This is a genomic window from Rhizobium sp. PEPV16 (genome assembly GCF_008919455.1).
Classification (GTDB): domain Bacteria; phylum Pseudomonadota; class Alphaproteobacteria; order Rhizobiales; family Rhizobiaceae; genus Rhizobium; species Rhizobium leguminosarum_Q.
Genome location: NZ_VSZV01000343.1, coordinates 43,315 through 45,758, shown reverse-complemented (window position 1 = coordinate 45,758; position 2,444 = coordinate 43,315). Strand labels below are relative to the sequence as shown.

Sequence of the window (2,444 nt, the reverse complement as noted above, 5' to 3'; positions counted from 1 at the left end):
CGTCGCGCCGCCACCACTCGCCAAAGATCCGTTCCGGACCGTCGGCGCGCTTGACCTTCCGGCGCCTGCCGCGCCAGGTGATCGAGACCGGCGGCCGGTCCGGCAGCAAGGCGATGGCCTCGATCAGTTCGGGACGGACCAGCAGCCGCACCGGCCGGCGCCAATGGCTGACCCAGGTAATCTCGACCGGATCGGCAGCAGGACTGATGCGCTGGACGGAGCGCTCTGGCACGTCGGAGGCCACGGGGGCGACCCGATACACACGCTGGCCGCGGTTGCCGTAGATATCGATCAGCGGTGTGACGTCCTTGACTTCCTCCTCGACCAGCGACGACGACTTCTGGCGCTCCTCCAGCGGCTCGACCATCACCGCAACCAGGGTGAGCTTCTCAATCCCGAAGCCGGGCTCGATCTTTTCCGTCCGGTCGCGAAACAGCTTCGTCAGCCAGGCGACATCGCGCACCGGCTTCACCGTGCCGGCACGGATCGCCTGCCTGACACCATCGACCTTTTCGACGATCAGGTCGGCGCGTCGAACACCAAGGCCGCGTGTCTGTAGCTCCCCTACTAGTTGTACGACCAGCCGGCCGACATATTTGTTGATGGTCTCGGCAGCACCGATCGGCTCGGCGAAGGCGCGGCTCACCTCGACGAGCTCGGCGGTGCGGATCGGATCGATCGGCTCGGAGATGCGGCCGAACATCTGGTCGAGCCGCAGGCCGATCTCCGGGCCGAAACGAAGCGTCAGCGGCGCACGTGGAGTATTGGCGAGTTCTCCGATGGTCTGGAATCCAAGCGTGCGCAGATCGCTGACGACTTTCCCGGGAAAGCGCAGCAACGATATCGGCAGCTTTTCGACGGCGCGGACGGTCTGACCTGAAGGCACGATGACCGTTTCGCGGCTGATGGCGCGGGCGCAGGCGTGTGCCGCACCCCAGGTGTCGGCGATCGCGACACGGGGGGTGAGTTTTTTTGCCAGGAACTGATTGGCAATCTTCGTCACCATGGCAAGCTCGCCGCCCTGCAGGTGATCGGCGCCTTCGGTATCCATGACGATGCCATCGATCCCATCGACCGCGACGATCGGCGAATAGAGCGTCAGCGCCCAAAGGGTAATGCGTTCGAGTGCTGCGGCATCCTTTACAGGATCCGCATCGACCAGCATCAGGCCGCGGAACAACGCCTGTGCTTTCGCCGCCGGCATGCCGACATGAACGCCGGCATTTCGCGCGGCCGCGTCGGCGGCCGACACCCAGCGCTTCGAGCCGCTCCTGGCAACCACGGCGATCGCCTGTTCAGGCGGAATAGACGGATCGGCGCGACGAATGCGATCCGTCGGCAGATCCGGAAGATAGATCGAGACGACCCTTGTCATCGCACGCCCTCACGAGAAACTCAGCACATTCACCCGCTTTCACGCGCATCAGTTCCAGCAACCATTGAGCCCTTCCGACACCCGGCACTGGCAATTCCTCCGACGGCATGACGCTGACCCGCCATCGCGTGGTCGACGCCGTAGGTTGCCCGAAATCGTTGGCCTCCGTCTGCCGTCGCCAGCGTCGCACGGCAAGCGCCATGGTACCGGTGCGCTCAGCCGCCAGCTGGAGCCGGCGCGAGCTGACCATCGGCAGGCGAACGAGCTCTCCGACGACGGCGCCGAGCCCACCAAAGGACAGCCCCTCCTCCATGTTTGCCAGAACGTCTTCCTCCCTGTCGGATTCGACAAAGATCACCCGGTCGGGATGCAGGCCGACCTGGGCGAGCGCAGGAAAAAACAGGTCCGGCCGCGTCAGGCACCAGACGACCGGGCCTTTCGTCCGCGCTGCTATCCCCGCAGCAAACAGGGCTGCCGCCGCCCCATCGACGGTCCCTGCTCCGCCTCCGGCAAATTCGTGCAACGCGCCATAGGCCAGGCCACCTCCCGGCAGGACCGCATCGATTTCCGGCACGCCGAAGGAGAGACAGCCGGCCTTTCTGGCTGACACGCCCTCCAGCGAGGCGATGCGCTCGCGCAGATCGGAAATCACCCTTTCACGGGCAGCAGTCATCGTTCACGGCTCTCTTCAAGGTCGTGTTGGCGGCCGACATCATGTCAGACAGAATGCAGATGTTCTCTTTCTGTTCCGGCCGAATAAAAGAGTCAAGCAACCGGAGGGATGGGAATATTATCCTGAACATTAGAAATCAGCAGAATACCCATGGGAATCAGCCCAGTAGCAATCTGCGGATTTTTTTCGGAGCGTCTGCGAGCGCTACTCCCTTTGTGTGAATTGCGGGGACAAGTCGGCATCGTCACAGTGTCTTTAAGATTTTTCTGCTGAACTGTCGGCATGCCGAAGCCTCCGAGATCAAGACCCCTCCTTCGTGACGCCGAGGCCCCGATCCGTTCCCGGCTGCGAGGCAAGCGCAATCCAGCCCAACCGCAGCTCCTGTTTGATCCCATG

2 protein-coding genes and 1 pseudogene are annotated in these 2,444 nt (G+C 63.3%); 1 reads left to right on the top strand and 2 read right to left on the bottom strand.

Features of this window, described 5'->3' with window-relative positions:
- Positions 1-1,375: DNA polymerase Y family protein (locus tag FY112_RS27295; protein WP_151519733.1), on the bottom strand; the 1,375-nt coding region annotated here is incomplete at its 3' end.
- Entirely contained in the window at positions 1,296-2,048 is a 753-nt protein-coding gene (locus tag FY112_RS27290) for an ImuA family protein (protein ID WP_151519712.1), read from the bottom strand. The genes FY112_RS27295 and FY112_RS27290, both read right to left, overlap by 80 nt.
- Positions 2,049-2,330: 282 nt before the next feature.
- Here FY112_RS27290 and FY112_RS38080 point away from each other — a divergent pair.
- Positions 2,331-2,444: pseudogene (locus FY112_RS38080) on the top strand (ATP-dependent DNA ligase); the annotation flags it as partial.